21 protein-coding genes are annotated in these 19,768 nt (G+C 46.1%); 10 read left to right on the top strand and 11 right to left on the bottom strand.

All coding sequences use genetic code 11. From position 1 onward, the window contains the following. Both COU47_02390 and COU47_02385 read right to left on the bottom strand, forming a co-directional pair. Nucleotides 1-1,257, bottom strand: coding sequence for a hypothetical protein (locus COU47_02390; protein PIR69581.1), 1,257 nt, complete (start codon nt 1,255-1,257; stop codon nt 1-3). 4 nt (nt 1,258-1,261) lie between these two features. Next, complete coding sequence (locus COU47_02385) at nt 1,262-2,248, bottom strand: hypothetical protein (GenBank protein ID PIR69580.1); 987 nt, start codon at nt 2,246-2,248, stop codon at nt 1,262-1,264. A 153-nt stretch (nt 2,249-2,401) separates the two neighbouring features. Between COU47_02385 and COU47_02380 the strand changes: the two genes are divergently transcribed. Continuing rightward, on the top strand, nt 2,402-3,397 hold the full coding sequence (locus tag COU47_02380; GenBank protein PIR69579.1) for a hypothetical protein: 996 nt from the start codon (nt 2,402-2,404) through the stop codon (nt 3,395-3,397). A 9-nt stretch (nt 3,398-3,406) separates the two neighbouring features. Here COU47_02380 and rsmA read toward each other — a convergent pair whose 3' ends face one another. Together rsmA and COU47_02370 are read right to left on the bottom strand one after the other, a co-directional pair. Beyond that, on the bottom strand, nt 3,407-4,189 hold the full coding sequence (rsmA, locus tag COU47_02375; protein PIR69578.1) for a ribosomal RNA small subunit methyltransferase A: 783 nt from the start codon (nt 4,187-4,189) through the stop codon (nt 3,407-3,409). 6 nt (nt 4,190-4,195) lie between these two features. Continuing rightward, nucleotides 4,196-6,118, bottom strand: a complete 1,923-nt coding sequence (locus tag COU47_02370; GenBank protein PIR69577.1) for an ATP-dependent DNA helicase PcrA — start codon at nt 6,116-6,118, stop codon at nt 4,196-4,198. Between the two features lie 542 nt (nt 6,119-6,660). Between COU47_02370 and COU47_02365 the strand changes: the two genes are divergently transcribed. Continuing rightward, entirely contained in the window at nt 6,661-7,668 is a 1,008-nt protein-coding gene (locus COU47_02365; GenBank protein ID PIR69576.1) for a hypothetical protein, read from the top strand. Nucleotides 7,669-7,796: 128 nt separating this feature from the next. Next, nucleotides 7,797-8,447 (top strand): hypothetical protein, encoded by a 651-nt coding sequence (locus COU47_02360; GenBank protein PIR69575.1) that lies wholly within the window; start codon nt 7,797-7,799, stop codon nt 8,445-8,447. 28 nt (nt 8,448-8,475) lie between these two features. Here COU47_02360 and COU47_02355 read toward each other — a convergent pair whose 3' ends face one another. Continuing rightward, nucleotides 8,476-9,420: a hypothetical protein gene (locus tag COU47_02355; GenBank protein ID PIR69574.1), complete on the bottom strand. Its 945-nt coding sequence runs from the start codon at nt 9,418-9,420 to the stop codon at nt 8,476-8,478. Nucleotides 9,421-9,506: 86 nt separating this feature from the next. Here COU47_02355 and COU47_02350 point away from each other — a divergent pair, with 86 nt between their 5' ends. The 5 genes from COU47_02350 to COU47_02330 all read left to right on the top strand — a co-directional run bounded on the left by COU47_02350 (nt 9,507) and on the right by COU47_02330 (nt 14,096). Further along, on the top strand, nt 9,507-9,773 hold the full coding sequence (locus COU47_02350) for a 30S ribosomal protein S15 (protein PIR69573.1): 267 nt from the start codon (nt 9,507-9,509) through the stop codon (nt 9,771-9,773). Further along, complete coding sequence (locus COU47_02345; protein PIR69572.1) at nt 9,773-10,297, top strand: hypothetical protein; 525 nt, start codon at nt 9,773-9,775, stop codon at nt 10,295-10,297. Before COU47_02350 ends, COU47_02345 begins: the two co-directional genes overlap by 1 nt. 120 nt (nt 10,298-10,417) lie before the next feature. Then, entirely contained in the window at nt 10,418-12,580 is a 2,163-nt protein-coding gene (locus COU47_02340) for a polyribonucleotide nucleotidyltransferase (protein ID PIR69571.1), read from the top strand. 14 nt (nt 12,581-12,594) lie between these two features. Continuing rightward, nucleotides 12,595-13,542, top strand: coding sequence for a hypothetical protein (locus COU47_02335; GenBank protein ID PIR69570.1), 948 nt, complete (start codon nt 12,595-12,597; stop codon nt 13,540-13,542). A gap of 185 nt (nt 13,543-13,727) precedes the next feature. Continuing rightward, entirely contained in the window at nt 13,728-14,096 is a 369-nt protein-coding gene (locus tag COU47_02330) for a hypothetical protein (GenBank protein PIR69569.1), read from the top strand. A 147-nt stretch (nt 14,097-14,243) separates the two neighbouring features. On the opposite strand, the gene COU47_02325 is transcribed toward COU47_02330, so the two are convergent. Beyond that, on the bottom strand, nt 14,244-14,423 hold the full coding sequence (locus tag COU47_02325) for a hypothetical protein (protein PIR69568.1): 180 nt from the start codon (nt 14,421-14,423) through the stop codon (nt 14,244-14,246). A 74-nt stretch (nt 14,424-14,497) separates the two neighbouring features. Here COU47_02325 and COU47_02320 point away from each other — a divergent pair, with 74 nt between their 5' ends. Beyond that, nucleotides 14,498-14,956: a tRNA (adenosine(37)-N6)-threonylcarbamoyltransferase complex ATPase subunit type 1 TsaE gene (locus COU47_02320; protein ID PIR69567.1), complete on the top strand. Its 459-nt coding sequence runs from the start codon at nt 14,498-14,500 to the stop codon at nt 14,954-14,956. Then, nucleotides 14,953-17,571, top strand: a complete 2,619-nt coding sequence (locus tag COU47_02315) for a DNA polymerase I (GenBank protein ID PIR69566.1) — start codon at nt 14,953-14,955, stop codon at nt 17,569-17,571. Before COU47_02320 ends, COU47_02315 begins: the two co-directional genes overlap by 4 nt. Here the strand turns inward: COU47_02315 and COU47_02310 are convergent. From COU47_02310 to COU47_02290, 5 genes are all read right to left on the bottom strand, one after another. Beyond that, on the bottom strand, nt 17,568-17,903 hold the full coding sequence (locus COU47_02310) for a hypothetical protein (protein PIR69565.1): 336 nt from the start codon (nt 17,901-17,903) through the stop codon (nt 17,568-17,570). The two genes, COU47_02315 and COU47_02310, sit on opposite strands and share 4 nt — an antisense overlap. A gap of 108 nt (nt 17,904-18,011) precedes the next feature. Further along, nucleotides 18,012-18,368 carry a hypothetical protein gene (locus COU47_02305; protein PIR69564.1) on the bottom strand — a complete coding sequence of 119 codons (357 nt, stop codon included), beginning with the start codon at nt 18,366-18,368 and terminating at the stop codon, nt 18,012-18,014. 125 nt (nt 18,369-18,493) lie between these two features. Then, the gene (locus COU47_02300) at nt 18,494-18,862 is read right to left on the bottom strand and encodes a hypothetical protein (protein PIR69563.1); all 369 of its coding nucleotides are present in this window, start codon (nt 18,860-18,862) and stop codon (nt 18,494-18,496) included. Between the two features lie 2 nt (nt 18,863-18,864). Further along, on the bottom strand, nt 18,865-19,215 hold the full coding sequence (locus COU47_02295; protein PIR69562.1) for a hypothetical protein: 351 nt from the start codon (nt 19,213-19,215) through the stop codon (nt 18,865-18,867). 2 nt (nt 19,216-19,217) lie between these two features. Continuing rightward, the gene (locus COU47_02290) at nt 19,218-19,730 is read right to left on the bottom strand and encodes a hypothetical protein (protein ID PIR69561.1); all 513 of its coding nucleotides are present in this window, start codon (nt 19,728-19,730) and stop codon (nt 19,218-19,220) included. Nucleotides 19,731-19,768: the final 38 nt, after the last annotated feature.

Here is a 19,768-nt window from a genome sequence, read left to right as displayed (position 1 = left end):
TTAATTACAGGTTAATGCTGTAGCAGCAAATACATTTGAACTTGTTGTAAGGGGAGGGCTATTTGTGTCTTGCAGGGTTTGATAAACAAATACCTTGTATGTATATGTGCCTCCGGAGGTAATTCCGTCTTGGACGCATGAAGATGCAGAGGTCGGGCTTATACACGCAACAGGGCTTGATGTTGTGGGGACGCATGCTTGCCCGGTGCAGTAACGAACAACAGCAATCGTGTTTACCACATTTGCGGTGTCTATGCTCCAAGTGATGTTTATTGCAGGAGTTCCGTTGGTGAGACAAACGGGATTTGCAACCACCTGTCCTCCTGCTGGGGGAGTAATGCCCCCGCTGCCTCCGCCACTTCCTCCACCTCCACTTGGAGGCGTTCTGTCTATGCCGCTAAACGGATCAAGGCTTGCGTCTGACAGGTCGAAGTCAAGTATGCTGAACATGAGCCGGTCAAGGATTGCCGCAATTATTTCTTGGAGTTCGTCTGCTACTTCAAGCGTGTCTATGTCTGACTCAAGAGCTGACGCTAAAAGATCCTGAGCGTTTGAGCCCGGCGTTTTAACACTGCGGCCGAGACAGACATTCCTTCCGCTGCCGAAGTCTTCTATCCATCCTATGCAGTCAGCATATCCCCAAAATCCTTCGGATGAAGATATTTCGGTGCTGCCTGATTGTGTTTCCAGGGCTGCTTGCCTGTCAGCATCATCAAGCGCTACAAGAAGGCGGCCTGTAAGGCTGCTTTGCGGGGTTGTGAGAATTTCTCGCAAACCAATCATTCCTCCCTCGGAAAGGTCTTTATAAAAAACAGTTTCATCGGGGACTATGCCCGTTAGACTTGATTTAAGGTTTGCCGAAGATGTATTGAGAGTAATTACTGCGGATTCGGTGATTATGTCACGAAAGGGGCTCGGTATGTTTTTTTGGGTTATAGGATCAAGAAGGCTATCGATAAATATAGCGACGCCATCACGTGTAAGCTGGTGAAAAAAAACATCAAAGTTTTGGACAAAAAGAGGTCCTCCATAAATATTTCCTGTTTGTATCCATCCGACAATATCACGGATAAGCTGACGCCAAAGCTGTTTTGCTATGGTGTATGCTGCAATGTCATATGGTCCCTCTTTCAGGAGCGCTGTTTCATGTACCGGAACACTTGCTTCTGTCTTTTGCGGTAACGCAAAAAAGAACAAAGGAGCGGCTATGCCGAGAATGAGTGCGCTTAATATAATTTTTTTAACAGATGCAGACATAGTATTAAATTGCCCCGTTGTTTTTAAGTTCGTTATAATATTCCACCACCACAGAACCGTTTTCTGTGTCGGCAAAAAAGACGCCGGCTTGCTCAAGTACAACATTGATATTTTTTATAACTATTTTGAAGCGTTCTGTTTCACTTTGATAATAACGGAGATTAACAAGGGCGGACGCGGGGTCCGTTTCAAACTGCACAAATGATGTGTTGATGCGCGAAAGATTGGAAAAATTATTTATAAGTGCGATATGCATTGAAGAAAATGAGTCGGGTGCGGAAAGCGCCAAGAGATCACGCATTGCATTTTCGTAAGCTCGGACATATGTATCAAATTCCTGCAAGCGATCAAATGACTGAGTCTCGATAATGGCATTTAATAATTCAATTTCACCGGTGTTTATGTTTGCAAAGCGCGCATTCAATATGCTGCCCACCTCGTTTATATATGCGTGCGTTACAGCGGGGCTGGAAGCAATAGTCCGGATATCTTTTACTGTGTACGCATCGGCAATGGCGCCCGCTGCGTTGATGCGCGATACGATCTGCGCGGTGAGCGTATTAATAATTTCTTCTTGGTTTGCGCCCCCCTTTTCTTTGAGCAGCAAATATTCACCCGCAATCCCGCCTGCGATTTGAGCACTTAGGCCGGAAAGACTTTTTCCATCATTCTCAGGGAGAGAGAGCGCATCGTTATCTGCTTTTAGAGGGTTTCTCTTGAGCGTTATTTCTTCTCCGTCCGGTGTGCCATCATTATCAGTATCCGGATTTGCCGGATCCGTCCCTAAAAGTTCTTCTGCCCAGTCTAAAAGTCCGTCGCCGTCCTTATCCTGCCCAATGTAGGAATCATTCTCAGCGGTTTTTTCTTTCGGAGAAGAGTACGCAACTTTTTCCTGGGTATTTTTTAATTCAAATATAGAAAACCACCCTCCCACAATGAGCAGGAGCGCAAGAAATATAATGATTGCGTTTTTATGTGATTGTGGTTCCAAAACCGTTTAATGTATTATGTTATTCTTTACTTTATTATAGCACCCGAAAAACGCTTATTTCCCTTAGGAAATGGGTTTATGTGGAAAACCTCCACTTGTGTACGGCAGGAATGCGGATTGGCGGCGGCTTAAAAGAAAGATATGATGAACATAATGGATAAAAAATTCATCAAAAGCATTGTTACAGGCGCATTATTTCTTATTATTTCCTTTTCACTGCTTTTTTTGTGGCATCCAAACACACCCACTCCCCAAGATGGAGAACAAGCACAAAGATTCTTGTCCGATACCGAGAAAAGAATGGAAGGGGGCGGATTTTCCTTATATAGCAATGATTTCAGAGCCACTTTTGTTGACCCGTTGGTGCGCTTTTCTTCTTATGCGGGGGGCATATTTCAGGAGCCTGAATCTTCAAAAGATCCGGTTTTAGAGAAAGAGGGCAAAAAAAAGAACCTCCGGCCGCTTACTGATGAGGAGGTATTTTCGTTTGTATGGCCTACAGAATACAAAGAATATCTGGCAACCCTCCAAGATATTCTGATCCGCGAGGGGTTTTTGTCTGAGTCGGAAAGATCAAATTTCTCTACCGACCAAGAGATATTTTCTTTGTTGCTTCATATGGTGGATTACATGGAATCAAAGCAGCACATTTCTTTATTTCAAGCGGAACAGTTTCGTTCTACGCTGCAGGGAGAGCTCCCGCTTCTTATTGGGCAGGAACGAAGCATTCTTGAGCGTGCGTTTCTTGAATATGAAGCTTTGGAAAACGGCAGCGCTCTTTTTGAAAAGAAAGAGACATATGCTTCTCTTATGCGTTTTATAGAGTACCTCCGTTTTATGAGCTCAGCGCAAGAGGCGCATGCGCAAACTCCAGGCGGTGATATATTTCAGGGGTGCGGACTCATTTTTGATCTTACCGGAGGGGCAGCGACTGTTGCTGGAATTGCGGGAGGGCTTGGCGTTGGGGAAATTACGGGAGGGTGTTATAAAGATTTTGCACCGTTCAATCTTGTGTGCGGTTTTAATACATTCGCACCATGCTGTAATTGCAGTGCCGGCGGAGTTCCTATCGGGTGTTTGAATGGAGTGTGTGCTGCTTGGCCGAATGCCATTTGGGACGAAGACACTGGCATTTGCGGGTGCGGGTAAACAGTATTGTTATATCTCTGCACATATGCACTTCCAATCTTTGAGTGAAAGATTTTCGGCGCGAGCTTTTGTGTCAATGGCGCATGCGCGGAACACATGTTCTATCTCGGATCGCGGGATGGAATATTTTTTTATGAGATTGCTCGCAAGCATTTTTCGTTTGCTTGAAAAGCCTACATGCAAAAGGGCAAAAAATTTTTTTTTGTCGACGCGCGTAAAAAACTTTTGTGATATGTTGTCTATCACTATCACCGCGGAATCCACTTTTGGCTTTGGAGAAAAATATTTTTTTGGAACAGTGAACGCAACACGGACATCTCCTGCGCTTTGCGCGGAAAGCGCCAAAAGATTCATATGAGGGGGTTTTTGCGCGATACGAAACGCGACTTCTTTTTGTACCATGAAAACAATTGATTTTGGCTTTGTTAAGCCGTTTTCCAGCAATATGCGGATAAGGTATGAGGTTAGGTAGTAGGGGATATTCGCCACCACTTTATAGGAAGTCCCGAGCTGTTTTTTGAGCTGATTTTTTTGCACTAGTTCGCGGATATCGCCCTCGATTACAGAAAATTTTTTTTTGTCACCGAACAAGGCCTGTAGCACAGGAATAAGTCTCGTGTCTTTTTCTACAGCAATGATTTTTTTCGGATTTTTTTCCAGGAGCGCGCGCGTTAACGCGCCCTTCCCCGGCCCTATTTCGAGGATGGTGTCGCGCGAAGATATATCCGCGGCGCCTGCAATGCGTTCCGCAATATTTTTTGATGTAAGAAAATGTTGGCCAAGTTTTTTCATGTGTGATTATAGGTCGTAATGAATAATGCCCTCCGTATCCATAATGTTTTCTACGAGATGCCCCGGAATGTCAGATAAAAATCTTGACGGCGCATTGACTCGCTTTTCCCCGAATATGGTGCGGACAAGAGAAAACGAAATAACAATTTTTTTGCGCGCGCGGGTAAGCGCTACATAAAATAAACGGCGCTCTTCTTCTCCGCGCTCCTCTTCGTTCTCGCCGGCGAGCGCTATGTGAGGGAATAAGCCATCTTCAAGTCCAACCAAAAACACCTGGTCAAATTCGAGGCCCTTTGCGGCATGCACAGTCATAATATGTACCGCGTCCTCATCTTCTTGTATGGCGTCTTGTTCTGACATGAGTGCCGCATCCTCAAGGAGCGCATGCATGCCTGTTTCTGGGTTGTGCGTATCGTATCGTGTAGCAAGGCTCACGAGTTCTTTGAGGTTTGCTATGCGCATGGCGCCCTCTTCAGTTTCTTCGTCCCACATATTCATATATCCGGTCTTTTTCAATATTGTTTTGAATGCCTTTGACGGGGGGAGCGTTGTTGTTGTTTTCTTGACTTCATCAAGAAGCGCAACGAAGGCGTTTCTTTTTTCTTCTTCGCGCGGTTTTAGCGGCACTCCTCCGAGGATTTTGAGCGTGAGAGTTGGTCCAATACCCCGTGTTGGCGCGTTTATTATTCTTTTTACGCTTACGAGGTCATCCCGGTTAAGCGATGCTTTGACATATGCAAGGATGTCTTTTATTTCTTTCCGGTTAAAGAATTTAACTCCGGTAAGGCGGTAGGGGATGCGCGACTCCAGAAAGGCTTCTTCAAGGATGCGCGATTGGAAATTCGTACGCATGAGAACCGCAATTTCCCTTAATTGAAGGCCTTTTTCGCGTACGGCGCGTATGGATTCAACGACGTAGCGCGCTTCGTCCTTTTCGGATGGCGTGGGTATAAGTACTATTTTTTCTCCTCCTTGTTTTTGGGTGAAAAGATTTTTCGGTCTTCGGTGCTTATTTTTTTCAATCACCGTGTTTGCCGCATCCAGAATAATCTGGGTGGAGCGGTAATTTTCTTCCAAAGTAATGACGCGCCCATCCGGCCAGTCATTCTCAAATGCGAGGATGTTTCTAAAGTCTGCGCCCCGCCAAGAATAAATGCATTGGTCTATGTCTCCGACAACGCAGATATTGCCATGCTTTTTTGCGAGGATGCCGGCAAGAATATATTGTGCGTGGTTCGTGTCCTGGTACTCGTCAATATGGATGTAGGACCATTTTTTTTGGTATGCATCTCGTATGTCCGGGTGTTCCCGGAACAGCACCACAGGAAGCAGCAGGAGATCGTCAAAATCTGCTCCTTTCTGTGCCCGAAGTTTTTCTTCGTAAAGATCCCAGACGGTGCTTATAATCCGCGTGTAGTAATGCTCTCCGCTCTCTTCACGAAAAATGTCATGTGTTACCAGCTCCCCCTTTTTTTGGGAAATAAATCCGCGGATGCGCGTGGGCTGAAATTGTTTCGGGTCAAGCGCCAGTTCTTTGATGGATTCTTTTATAAGCGAAAGGGAGTCTTCTTCGTCAAAAATGGAAAAATGTTTTGGAAGCCGCGTTCTTTGAAATTCGTTACGGAGAATATATCCGCCAAGCGAATGGAATGTCCCTATCCATGGCGTCCCCGCGGGAGAGGGAGGCGCCCCGAGCAGCGCATGAATCCGCTTTTTCATTTCCTGCGCAGCTTTGTTTGTAAATGTAACCGCGAGAACATGGTGCGGCGGCGTTCCTTTTTGAATGATGTGGGCTATCCGATGAGTGAGAACGCGCGTTTTACCCGAACCGGCTCCCGCCAATATTAATAGAGGCCCTTTTGTGTGCTGAACCGCTTCTTTTTGAGCGGGGTTGAAAGAAGCCGGCTCTGCGTGGTGCGTGTTGTTCATTGTAGGCTATTATAGACCATTTTTTGTCATAGTGTATGCGTATTAAGGAGGGCGTGTCCTGTGAGAGGTTTTGTAAAGCAAAAATCATGCCTATTTTTCTTTTGTGTAAAAAGGGGGTCTGTGTTTGTCATGCTTAAAGCGCTTCGGCCGTGAAAAGGAATGCTCCCATTGAGCTTCTAGCGGGGTGGAAAAGCTGTGCATAACAAAATTGAATTTTGAGGAAGAAATGATATACTGTCTGGGAGTGGCCGAATGGTTACTTTTTCTTTGTTTTTGGGCATAATTCTGTAGTTTTGTGTCTCTACAACATATAATTCTGTCACTTTTAAATTTCTTATACAGGCGAGTTGGTTTCATGGTTTTCTTGCCGTATAAGGGGCAACAGGCATCTTAGGGAAGGCAGGTTTGGAACACGAAAGATGAAGGACGGAGATGCGCTGGGGCTATAAAAAAGGAACTGGCTTATTTCTACCATCTCAGAACACCAAGACCCTCCAAGTACTCATTCGGGTCGAGGCTCTATACGGACCATTGTTTCTTTTTTGCTGCGCAAAAGATTTTTTGGGGGGCTGTTTGTCGTGCTGTTCATTTCTGCTCCTTTGTTGGTGCATGCGGGCCTTTTCTCTTTTATTGGAAAGCTCTTTGTCGCAGATGAGAGGCTTGATATTGCTCCGGAATTCGGTGCACAAAACATTCCGCTTCTCGCAAATAACTATGTTGCCGATTTGAAAGCGGGACAAGGGGGAGGGGAAATCGCCGTTGTAGGCGGTAATGCGCTTTTGTCTGTTTCTGGCCCCTTAGGGAGCTTGGCGGACATAGCAAACGAATTGAATAGATCTACAACGATATCCATTTATGTTGTAAGAGACGGGGACACGCTTTCTCAGATTGCAAAAATGTTTGATGTAAGCGTGAATACTATCATTTGGGCAAATGACATAAAGAGAGCTACCAGCATCCAGCGGGGCCAGACGCTTTTAATCCTTCCGGTATCCGGCGTGCAATATACTATTAAGAAGGGAGACACTATCAGCTCTATTGCAAAGCAATACAAAGGAGACGCTGATGAAATTCTTGCATATAACGACTTAGCTTCCGGCGTAGACCTTAAGGTGGGCGGGACGCTTATTATTCCGAATGGTGAAATTGATGCCCCGACGGTGTCTTCGTCAGGATCAATTGTGCGGGGAGGGGGCCCGACATATGTGGGGTATTATTTGCGCCCTGTCTCGGGCGGAAGAAAGTCACAGGGTCTTCATGGGTACAACGCAGTTGACCTTGCGACATCGTGCGGAGAGCCCGTTGTTGCGTCTGCTTCAGGCAATGTTATGGTTGCGCGCTCGTATGGCTGGAATGGGGGGTATGGAGAATATATTGTCATTGCCCACAATAATGGAACGCAGACGCTTTATTCCCATTTGAGCTCTATTATTGTAGGAGCGGGGTGGCGCGTCGTTCAGGGGCAGGTTATTGGATATGTCGGCTCTACTGGGCTTTCGACCGGGTGTCATGTACACTTTGAAGTGCGGGGGGCTGCAAACCCCTTCTAAATAAAGGACTTTTCGGGATTTGCGCTAAACTCTGAGAGGGGTTGATTTTTTATTATTTTTGGTGTATAATGGCTACTAAATAATAATAAAAAATAGTTTTTTAAAAACACAGAAAAAGGAGGAAATCAATGAAACTTCTTGGAATGGCGATAATGCTTTCCACTCTCTTTTTTGTTTCGTGTTCCAGTGGTGCTGAAAATGCACAATCGCCCCCAATGTCTCAATCGCTTGAGGCTGGGGACGCCGCTTTACGTGTTTGTTTTGCTATCAAAAAGAATGATTTTGATTTTCTTTTTGACCATAGCGAGCGGGTTCGTCGGGAGCTTCACAAAAAAGAAATCATATACCCCAAGGCAGAATTTAAAAAATTCAAGAAACAATATCGCGATGCTTTCATAACAGCAACGAAAGAGGCAAAGGGGTATGTGGGTGTTTATAATCTTTTGCGTAGCGCAAAGCTATCATTAGTAGAGTCTAAGCATATGGCGGAAGACGCAAAGCCGATATTCAATGTGCCGGCAGAAGAAAACGCATATCTTGTTTTTATTCATGCCGAATTTGAACGGATTGAGGATGCGTTTATTGTTACAGAAAAGAACGGCGAGGACATACTGATAAAGAGCGTTACATTTCGGGTGATTATCATTGAGCATTCCGGGAGCTATTTTTTAAACAGTCCCTGGTCTTTTTCCTGGGATCCGGAATTTAGAAAGCGGTGGCCGGATGAGCGCGAAATGCGACACGAGCTTTTAAGAAGAAAAGCGTTCACACAAAAATAAAAACACCTTGGGGCATTGCCCCAAGGTGTTATTTTTTTCTTTTGTGGAAGTTTTTATATACTTCGCGGAGTTGTTTGTTGGTGATGTGCGTGTAGATTTGCGTTGTGGTTACATTCGCGTGCCCCAGCATCTGCTGAACCGACCGGAGATCCGCTCCGTTTTGCAGGAGATTTGTTGCAAACATGTGGCGGAGTACATGCGGGGTTACTTTTTTAGAAATGCCCGCCTTAATGGCGTAGTGTTTTACGATGCGTTCTACAGAGCGGGAAGTGAGACGCGTTGCCTCCATAAGCGACCCCGCTTTTTTTGGCCGTCCGCCTACGAAGAGCGCATCGCTCATATCGTTGCGGGATTCGAGGTAGCGTTCCAGATATGTTTTTGCTTCATCGGATACGAACGCGAGCCGTACTCGTTCTCCTTTCCCCCGTATAGAAAATTCATTTCGCTGGGTGTTAATGGAGTCGCGATTGAGAGAGCAGAGCTCGGATACCCGGAGCCCGCTTGAGAACAAAAGCTCCAAGAGTGCTCGGTCACGGAGGGATTTGAATGCCGTGTCTTTGGGGATGGCATCAAGCAGGCGTCCTAATTCGTTTTCTGATATAAGGTCGAGCTCCCGGTCGCCGGTTTTGGCAAGTTCTATCCGTTCTGCGGGAAGAGATTTTATATTTTGACGGGCAAGGTACTTTAAAAATCCGCGAAGCGCTATGAGATAATAGTTTTGAGTTTTTTTCTTGAGCGTGCCTCCGCGCGCATCAGTTTTGCGGTTCAAGAACAGGCGGTACTGGCGCACAAGGTCATCAGTTATGTCGGACGGCAACTTTGCTTTTGAAAATAGAAAAAATTGCGCGAGGTACGCGTCATAATTCCTTACCGTTTTGAGAGACCGGCCTCGTTCTATTTCTATGTATTCAAGGAATCGCTTGTGTAATTCCTGCAACGAGTGATTGTTTGCCATGCTTGTATTATACGACATATTTATGTCGCACAATATTTACCCTTTCCGTAACAGGCCCCTGAAATATTGCCTTTTGGGGATAAATATGCTATTATGGGCGAATAATGCTTAATGTAAAGCAAAAACAGCGAATAATCGATAAATATAGGCTCCATGAATCGGATACCGGCTCATCGGAGGTGCAGATAGCCATTCTTTCGGAAGAAATTAAGCGGCTTACTTCCCATCTCAAAAACCACGCAAAAGACAACCATTCGCGGCGCGGCCTTTTAAAAATGGTCGCGAAACGCAAGGCTCTCATTGACTATTTATCGCGCACCGACCAAAAGCGATATAATAGTATTATTAAGAAAGTAGGACTCAAAAAATAATGCCAGGGAAAAAAATATTTAAGCATAAGGATCAGCGGGTAGCGATCCTTATTGATGTTCAGAACTTGTATCATTCTGCGCGCTCTCTTTATAATAAGCGCGTCAATTTTAATGAGGTAGTAAAAGCCGCGCGTGCTGGCCGTCAGCTCGTGCGTGCGGTTGCCTATGTTGTGACCACGAAGATGGGAACGGAAAAGGCATTCTTGGGGGCGCTTGAGAAGATGGGTATTGAGATGCGCGAGCGGCAGTTGCAGGAGTTTTATGGTGGCGCGAAAAAGGGAAACTGGGATGTCGGTATCGTGGTGGATGCCATACGATTTTCTGAGGTGGTTGATGTAATCATCATCGTTTCGGGTGACGGAGATTTTGTTTCGCTTGTTGAGTATCTAAAGAACAAAGGACGGCAAGTCGAAGTTATCGCGTTCGGGCGTTCTACTTCTGCGCAGCTGATTGAGGTTGCTGACGATTTTATAGATCTTGATTCGTCAAAGAAGTTTCTTCTTGCGCCCTCAGGAAAAAGATGATAGTGTGCCTATAAAGTGCGCACATAATTATTATTTATAAAACAAAGCATCGGTCTTTGGATAGGTAGATTATCTAGGCGTCTAGCTAATCTAAAATCTGGAGAGCGGTGTTTCTGCTCTATGTCTACACAAACTTTTGAGACCGAAATAGGCGGTCGAAAGCTTATTGTTGAATTTTCAGACCTAGCGATGCACGCTAACGGGTCGGTTACCGTCCACTTCGGCGAAACGGTCGTTTTTGCGACGGCAACCATGTCTGAAGAACCCCGCGAATCAGTCGGGTATTTTCCGCTCACCGTTGATTACGAAGAAAAATTCTACGCGGCAGGCGCAATTTTGGGCTCGCGCTTTATGCGCCGGGAAGGCAGACCGTCGGAAGAAGCGGTACTTGTCGGCCGTTTGATAGATCGCACACTGCGGCCCCTTTTTAATAAAAAAATACGAAATGCGATTCAGGTTGTAGTTACTACGCTTTCCGTTGACGGTGAAAATGACCCGGATATTCCGGCGGTTATCGCAGCTTCTCTCGCGCTCGCAACATCCGATATTCCTTGGGCGGGTCCCGTCTCCGCAGTGCGCATAGGAGGAAACGTGTCCTCATTCATTACCAACCCGACATACAAGGAACGTGAGGCGGGCAGCATGGATGTCATTGTGTCCGGCAAGGATGGCAAAATAAACATGATTGAGGCGGGCACGAATGAAGTAAGCGAAGACCGGATGGCCGAAGCCTTTACGCACGCGCTTGCAGAGATGAAAAAGATTGAAGCATTCCAGCGGGACATTATAGAAAAAACCGGCAAAGAGAAGAAGGAGGTGCCGCTATTCGGCGATGTTCCTGAAGTATCCGATATGTTTCGTAAGCACTTCATGGAACGCTTAAACGACATTGTTTATATTTTTGATAAGCCGACACGCAATTTCCGGATCGGAGAGCTGAAAAAAGAATGGATGAGTTTTGTTGAAGAGCACAACCCTGATGCGCTGAATGCGGCGGACGATATATTCGAAGAATTTATTGACGAAATAGTGCACGAAAACATTTTCAAGGAAGACAAGCGTCCTGATAAGCGTGCGCTTGATGAGGTGCGAGAATTGAAAGCAATGGTGGGAGTGTTGCCGCGCACGCATGGTTCGGGTATTTTTTACCGGGGCGAGACGCATATTTTATCCCTTGTAACGCTTGGTGCGCCAAGCGATGTGCAGCTCATCGAGGGGATGGAGATAAAAACAAAAAAGCGGTTTATGCACCACTATAACTTTCCGCCGTTCTCAACCGGAGAGGTGGGCCGCATGGGCTCTCCCGGGAGGCGCGAAATAGGGCACGGCGCTCTTGCAGAACGCGCGCTCATTCCGGTTATTCCTCCGCAAAACGAGTTTCCTTATACGATACGAATAGTTTCGGAGGCTATGTCTTCAAACGGCTCTACTTCGATGGCGTCTGTGTGTGCATCTACCTTGGCCATGATGGATGCGGGCATCCCTATTAAAAAACCGGTCGCCGGCATTGCCATGGGCCTCATGATGAAAAATGAAAAAGAATACAAGGTGCTTACCGATATCCAGGGACCCGAGGATCATCATGGTGATATGGATTTTAAAGCCGCGGGAACCGCAGACGGCTTAACGGCCATTCAGATGGATGTTAAAGTAGAAGGAGTAACGGTTGACATATTAAAAGACGCGATGGCTGCTGCTAAAAAAGCGCGTACACAAATCCTTGGTGTTATTGCGGGCGCGATTAAAGAACCGCGCGCGGAACTGTCTAAACACGCTCCGCGCATCATTATTCTTTCCATTAATCCCGAAAAAATAAAGGATGTTATCGGTCCGGGGGGGAAGGTTATCAATAAGATAATTGACCAGACCGGAGCCGCTATTGATATTGAACAAGACGGGAGCATATTCATCACTTCTACAACGCAAGAAGGAGGGAAGAAGGCGGAAGAAATGATTTTACTGCTCACAAAGGAATTTCAGTCCGGCGAGGAAGTTGTTGGAAAAGTGACGCGCATTTTTGAGTTTGGGGCGATGGTTGAAATTGCGCCCGGCCAAGAAGGGCTTGTGCATATTTCAGAACTTGCTCCATGGCATGTGCGCAAAGTAACCGATATCGTAAAGCCTGGGGATATGATCCCGGTCAAGGTAAAGGATATTGATGACCAGGGGCGCATTAACTTGTCGCACAAGGCGGCACGCCCGGACATGAAACAATCTGATTTTCCTGAGAATAACGACCCCGACGATCACAAGCACTATGAGCAAAGAAAGCGCCGTCGCTAAGTTGTCTTTATGACATGAACGGCTCACCACAAGAACCACGCGACTCTTCGCAAGACAACCAACAATTAAAAGGGCGGGCGCGGCAACAAGGGGCCGCTCCGGAGCAGCAAACTGCTCTGCCCCAGCAACCCGAAAAAGATCAGGGAGGGCTTTCGCGTCTTCGGACATTCCGCGCGGACGCCGAACGGTTTGTGAAAGAAAAAGGGGTGTCTATGACATCGTTGGCAGCACAGCAGAGCAAGAAAAAGATAGTTCAAGCGCCGGAGGCCCGCACAAACTACAAAAAAATTATTTTTATTTTAGTCATTATTGTGATGCTCGGCGGCATTGGCGTTGCCGGATTTCTTTTTTTACAGAACGGCGGCATGCAGATAGCGCCGCGCATCGAGAAGCCGGCGCCAGTCTATCCGTTATTTGATGAACGGACGATAACCGTGCGGAATTCGCCTTCTGACTTTGTTCCAGAGTGGCAAAATTTATTATTGCGAAGCATACCCGAACAGCAGATGCTTGGCGTATTCGTATTCAATGAGCTCCGGCAACGGTATCTTTCTCCGGGGGAATGGTTTGATTTTTTGGGGATTCAGCTGCCTCCTTCGCTCCGTGTGAGCATGACCGCGCCGTGGACGCTTGGTATATTTGGAACACCGGAAGGCGCAAAGCCAGTATTTATTATTCCGGTGACATCGTTTGAGCAAGCGTTTGCAGGCATGCTTGCGTGGGAGCAAGAGCAGCCGTTAGCGATTCGGAATCTCCTTCCGCAAGGGTCGCCTGAGCGCAAATTTGAACGGTTTCAAGATACGATAATTAAAAACCAAGACGTCCGGTTCCTTCAAAACGACCAAGGGCAGACGATACTTGTATATGGATTTTTTAACCGGAAGATTCTCATTATTACCACTTCGCTTGCTGCAATGGAGCGGGTGATAGACCGGTTTTTAGTAACCCCGCCATCTCTCTAGCGATAGGGAGTTAAACGGCTCACACGGCGTGTGAGCCGTTTATTTTGGCTTAAAATAAGGTGTTTTAGTTATTGACTTTTTTATAAAAATTTGATATAATCCAAATTGAAACTAGGAGAACTCTTTTAAAAAATCAAAAAGCCCTATCCTTTTGTATGCTGGGATGTTTGGGCAAGGAGGCAAAAATGAAAAGATTGATAGCGTTACTCATGGTTTTATTTATTGCCGTTGCCGTGTTCCCGGTAGTGGGACAGGCAGGTGATGACTTTGGCGTTATCGCATACAGACCGAAGGAAAAGGTAGTTGTTTCTGCGGGTTGCCAGCCGATAGAGGGCATGTACGGAGAAATAAGAGGCCATTGCTATGAGCGAGCCATCTATCCCCATACGCGCAATACATATAGTGGGAACATATACAGAAACGGATATGGAAGTTACGGCGGAAATTACGGAAGATCTAAAACGGATAAAATTTTAGAAACCATATTCGTTGGCGGACAGATGATCTCCGGCGGAGCGGCAACTGCTCAGGAAATATACGATATTTGGCGATAAATCAAAGGCTGGAGTTTTTTATAAAACTTCCAGCCTTTCTTTTTTTGTTCTGGCGTGATACGGTAAGAAAAGCAAAATCAAAACCAAAGGAGGTGTGGCATGTATAAGACAGTATTTTTTCTGATTGCAATAGCTCTTTTTCTTTCTTCATGTGTGGTGACCGGCGGCTATTATCGCGGTTATTACCACCACGGATATCCGCCTGGCTACATCTATCAGATTCAAAGGCCTCATTCGCACAACCGCCACCATAACCGTCATCACGACCGTCGCCACAACGACCGCAATTATAATAATCGCCACCAGAACAACCACCATAACCGTCATCGTTAAGATATATTCCGCTAACGCTTTCCGCGTTAGCTTTTTTTATTCATCCTAGTATAGTATCAAGAGACGCTATGCAATTATTTCATTACACATCAGAGAGCGAAAAAGAAACAAAGCGGTTTGGAGCAGCATTTGCCCGCGCGATACAGGCGCTTTCCTCAAAGGGCGCTCTTGTAGTTGGCTTGTCCGGCGATCTGGGAAGCGGAAAAACTACATGTATGAAGGGAGTAGCATTGGGGTTTGGTATACGTGTGGGCATCCAAAGCCCGACATTTGTTTTATTGAAATCGTATACAATAAAGAAGAGTAGAAAACACACGCAGCTCCATCATATTGACGCATACCGGTTGCGGTCAGCAAAGGATATCACTTCTCTGGGGTGGGGCAACATTTTTTCGGATCCCAAAAACATCATTTTTATTGAGTGGCCAGAACGGATAGTCTCATTCTTGCCGAAACAAAGATTTGAAATACGGTTCCGCCATAAAAAAGGCACTATGCGCGGCATCTCCGTCTCATTAGTATCATGACTATGCATAAAACAAAAACACTCGTTTTGCTTGATGCGCACGCAATACTGCACCGGGCGTATCATGCGCTTCCTTCGTTTACATCCCCCGACGGCCAGCCGACGGGCGCTTTGTATGGCTTTGCGACCATGATATTAAAAATAATCAGGGAATTAAAACCTGATTATATTGCCGCAGCGTATGATGTAAAGGCGCCGACATTCCGGCACGCAGCGTATGAGGCGTACAAGGGGACCCGCGCGGAAACAGACGATGAGCTTGTTTCGCAATTTGATATTTCGCGCGATCTTTTGCGCGCGTTCCACATACCCGCGTACTCCAAAGACGGATTTGAGGCCGATGATGTTATCGGGACAATCGTACAAAAAGTTAAAAAAACAAAAAACCTTTCTATTATTATTGCCTCGGGGGATCTTGATGCGCTTCAGCTTGTTGATGGCGCGCGCGTGCAGGTATACACGCTGCGAAAGGGTATACAAGATACCGTGCTGTATGACGAAAAAGCGGTGGAGGAGCGATTTGGGTTTTCTCCCGAATTGCTCGTTGATTTTAAGGGTCTTCGCGGCGATCCGTCAGACAATATTCCGGGTGTGAAAGGCATAGGAGAAAAAACAGCATCAACTCTGATTTCTCATTTTGGAACGCTTGAAAACATACTGTCACTTGCGAAGAAAAACCCTGAAAAACTCAAGTCCGCGGGCATTAAAGACCGCATCATTGGGCTGTTGTGCGATCAAGCAGAAGGTGCTGCATTCTCAAAAGAGCTCGCGACCATTAAGCGCGATGTTCCCGTATCTTTTTCTTTGGAAGAAGCCGCACACAGGGATGGCATTTCAGAAGAGGGGGTTTTGTTTCTTTCGAAGCTTGGTTTTACAAGCATCATTGAACGTGTTCAGAGGAGCGGCGCTCAGGAAAAAGCAGACAAAGACTCTTCTGCGGCAAGCAGCCTCACCGCTCAATCATGGAAGGAGATTTTGCGCGCGGAGTCTCTCTTCTGGGCATTTTATGACGGAACGGCGTTTGTTGTTACTGATGCAAAGCGCATATTTGCCTTGCCGGAGCAAGATATACCAAAATACAAAAAACAATATATTGCGCTGCAAGAGAAAAAAGGCCAAAAAGCGTTTGACGCAAAGTCGCTCATGCATGTTTTTGACCGCTGTGGCGTATCACTTTCATTTACCGATGATATCCAGATATTGTTTTGGCTGAAAGATCCGCGTAAAACCGACCCGTCTTTAGAAGATGTGGCGCAGACGCTCCGTCCGGGCAAAAAAAAGACCACAGAAGGCTATCTCGGCCTTCTCCCCGAGTTGTATGAGGAGCTTGTGTCTGAATTAGAAGAAAAAGATTTACTGCGCGTATACCGCGAGATAGAAATGCCCGTAGTTCCGGTGCTCTTTTCCATGGAGAAAGAGGGTATATGCATTAACAAAACAGCGCTTGAGCAGCTTGAAAAAAAGACGGGCGCAGAGCTCGTTGCTTTAGAAAAGGAAATCCATGCGTATGCGGGAGAAAAATTTTTAATCAATTCCCCGAAAGAGCTGGGGCGCATACTTTTTGATGTGCTGGGGATATCGGCAAAGGGCGTAAAAAAAACAGGAACGGGACAGCGTTCCACACGGTTTTCTGAACTCACAAAATTAAAGGGAGCGCATCCCATTATTGAAAAGATAATGGCGTATCGCGAAATAGGAAAGATTCATTCAACATACATAAGTGTTCTGCCGAAGCTTGCCGGAAGCGACGGGAGGATTCACTCTGTATTTCATCAGACAGGAACGGTAACCGGCAGGCTTTCGTCATCCGATCCGAATATGCAAAATATTCCTACGCGTTCACTTTTGGGAGACCACATACGGCGGGCATTTGTTGCAGGGCCTCAAAAAGTTCTTCTCGCGTGTGATTATTCCCAGATCCAGCTGCGTATAGCTGCATTGTTATCGGGAGAAGAAAAAATGCTCGCGGTATTTCGCAGGGGCGAGGATATCCATAGCGCAACAGCCGCACAAATGTTTTCCGTTCCCGAAAAAGACATCACTGCAGAAATGCGGAGGCGCGCAAAAGTGATAAACTTCGGGATATTGTATGGCATGGGGGTGCAGGCGCTTTCCCAAAACCTGGAGGTGTCGCGGAACGAAGCGGGGTTATTCTTGGATAATTATTTCCGCCAATATCCGAAATTATTTGCCTATTTTGAGACGGTAAAGGAGCAGGCGCGAAAAAACGGATATGTTGAGACAATGTTCGGACGAAAGCGCTTTTTGCCCGATATCCGTTCGCGGGTCATTCATATCCAGCGGGAGGCGGAGCGTATGGCAATAAACGCGCCCATACAGGGGAGCGAGGCTGACATGATTAAAAAAGCAATGAGCGAAGCGTCTCGAGAGATAGAAAAAAACAAAACGCTTAAAGGAAAAGCGAAGCTTATTTTGCAGATACATGACGAACTTCTTTTTGAGGTTGACGAGCGGGTGAGCGAAGAAGCAAGCGCGTTCATTCCCGCCGTTCTTGAGAACATACATCCACATACAGACATAGATTTTCCCGTAGAAACAAAAATCGGCCTTACATGGGCCGATCTGCAGACGGTAAAAAACACTAAAAAAAGTTAAAGTATCAGGCTGCAAGTCTCAAAAAAGTCGCAGAGGACATAAACGATGCCCCATGCACTTGCCATTAAAAACAGCCCGATGATACCCCACATCATGTGGCGCTTTCCGGTGCTTCGCTTTTCTTCGTTATCAGGGCTCATAAGAAATTCGACGAGTCCCCACAAAAACACCACCGTTCCCACCACCATGAGAAGGGTGATGAGGGGGTTGATAACCAGCTGTATTATCTTATTCACTAGTCCTTCTATGGTGTAGTCGCCTTGCTGGGCAAGCGCGGTGTGAGCACCGAAAAATGCATAAGTAATCGTATATATTTTTACCAGATGTTTCATATCTCTAGTATACCCTGTTAGAAAATTAGTTGTCTATTGTCTTAAGAGGACAAAAACAAAAACCGCCCCGGCGTTCCCGAGGACGGTTTTTGTTTTTAAAAGTTGGAATTATTGTTGAGGTCCAAGAGGCGTTCCCGGTGTTCCTACGCCGAACGTGTTCAGCAATACTTGTACGAGTCCCCATACCGCAACCATTACAAAGAGTCCGATGAGTCCCCAAATGATGTATGTGCGTGCGCTCTTCAGCTTCTCTTCGTCTCCTGCTGCAGTGATGTAGGTGATAATACCCCACAAGAAGATGAGAGTTGCCAAAATCATCAAGATCGGAATAACCGTGTTCAAGATGTCGCTTATATCCTGAAGCAATGTGTTAATGGTTTGTGCTTCCGCTAAGAATGGAAGCATGAGCACCGCGAGTGCCGCAAACCAAAGAAGCGGGCGTGTGTCTTTGAGTGTCTGTATCATGGTGTAATAAATAAATTAAATGGATGTAAATGACCTTTTCATAAAGAAGGCGGGACGCGCCTTCCGCGGTTTATTGTTAATACAATGATTTCAATTCCGTTATGAGCGGAACTGAAGGCAGTGTATTATTCCGAAAGCGCTCTTCCAAAGTTATCTATTGCGATTGCTATAAACCATGCGCCGACAATAATTGCAGCACCAATGACAGTCCACCAAAATATCGTTTTTGCCCGTGCGAGCTGCTGGGGGTTGCCTCGTCCGAATACAAACATGGCGCCCGCCAGTATCAAAAAAAGGATAACCAAGGGAAGAGTCACCTGGGTAATAATGGCAGCAATTTTGGTTATGAGCTCTCCAAAAGTGCCCGAATCTACGGGGTTATCTATCTCGCTTTGGGCGGATGCTCTGTGAAATAGCGCTATATTCAGTATAAAAAATGCAGCATATTTGAGCAATGAGAGGGATTTTTTATTGTGGAAAAGCGAGATGCGCATATCTATAGATTTTGAACGGAATTATTAAGGGCGACTGCGATAACCCAAGCGGCAACAATTACCATAGCGCCGATAACCGACCAGACAAACACCTTTTTTGCTTTTGCGAGCTGGGTTTCGTTCCCGCGTGCGGTAACGAAGAGAATGCCTGCCCAGATGAGAAAAATAACGGTAAGCGGGATGGCTATAATAACAATCGCCCGGAAGATTGATGCCGCCAAGGCGGCGAACGAATCAATGCTTCCGAGCGGATTATATAGATTGAGCTGGAAGCTTTCTTGCGCATGCGCAAGTGAATATGCGCTTAAACACACTATACTGATAACTGCTATTGTTATGAAGGCTTTTTTCATGGTCAAAATGAAATACCGTCCGGACAGAAGCTGAGATTGTAATTGTGGCCTGCTAGTGCGGGGTCCACATCAAAGGGGACAGCGAGATTTATAAGCAGTCCACAGGCCTCTTGTTCGGTTATGCCAAGGAGGTTCACCAATGCGCTTTCTGCCTGTGCGCGGCTTGCTTGTGCCGGACGCGAGCCTATAGCTATTTGGAAGCTGTTGTCCGGACGGTAATATGTAATGTAGTATGAAGTCGTTTCGGCCAGTGAGTATACATCAGACCCGATGTCTCTTGCTATTTTGAAAAAATTATTTGTCGTTACGGTTCCCTTGTGTGTGGTGATTGTAATTTTGTCTCCGGTCGGGAGCGGGGGGGTGGGGGTTGCAGGTGAAATAGGGAATAGAGTATCTATGTCTCCGTCCGGCGGGTTCGGAATGTCTACCGGAGGTGTTGAGAAAAGGGTGCGGTACGCAAAAAATCCGAGTATGAGCAAGAGTATGATAATAAAAGCGATGATGAGTTTTTTCATGTAGTATTCGTATTGTACGCTAAGACCTTCTTTTTATA

The sequence above is a fragment of the Candidatus Niyogibacteria bacterium CG10_big_fil_rev_8_21_14_0_10_46_36 genome (assembly GCA_002772995.1).
GTDB lineage: Bacteria > Patescibacteriota > Minisyncoccia > 1-14-0-10-42-19 > 1-14-0-10-42-19 > 1-14-0-10-46-36.
The sequence above is the reverse complement of the archived record's forward strand: the minus strand, read 5'-3'. Positions and strand labels throughout refer to the sequence as shown.